The following is a 627-nucleotide window of genomic DNA, read 5'->3' as shown; positions in this document are numbered from 1 at the left end:
TGACCGTCGCCGAACTGACCGGCGACCTCCCCGTCATCCGCGATGACGACGACGAGCCCGGATACGACGCCGCCGAACGCGACCGCCAGCATCGACTGCAGCACGACCAGGCCGCCGCGCCACACCGCGTCGAATCTGCCCCGCTCGAGGTGGGCGTCGGGGTCCGCGTCCGCGTGCCGGTCCTCGATGTCGAGGTGTTCGTCGTGGAGCACTCCGGCGGACAGCGGTCCGGATCCGTTCTCGTCATCGTCGGAATCCCCGGACCGCAGAAAGGAGCGCACGTACGCGGAGTCCTCCTGCGCCGGTTCGGCCTCGCGCACCTCGGAGTCCATGACGTCCACCGGGACATCGGCGTAGTGGTCCATCGGGTCGAAGCTCATCTCCTCGGCCCCCGAACCCGACTGCCCGGTGCCATTGGCCGCCGCGCCCGCCCGGCCGGGTAACGGCCGCGGGTATTCGCTGCGCTCGGGCCCCGCCGCGCGCTTGGGCTGCGGCGGTGACTTGGGCCAGCGCGGCTCGGGCTCGGACCAGTAGGGCGCCTTCGGCGCGTCTCTGGCTGCGGGCGCGGCGGGCTTGGCGGGTGGCGCCGGGTCGGCAACGTCGATCGTGGCGGTCGCTTCGGCGGCG

1 pseudogene is annotated in these 627 nt (G+C 73.0%); it reads right to left on the bottom strand.

The features are described 5' to 3' along the window. A pseudogene (locus A5652_RS28205) lies at window positions 1-627 on the bottom strand (hypothetical protein); the annotation flags it as partial.

The organism is Mycobacterium sp. 1165178.9, from assembly GCF_001673555.1.
Lineage (GTDB): Bacteria > Actinomycetota > Actinomycetes > Mycobacteriales > Mycobacteriaceae > Mycobacterium.
This window is presented reverse-complemented; position numbering and strand designations above follow the sequence as displayed.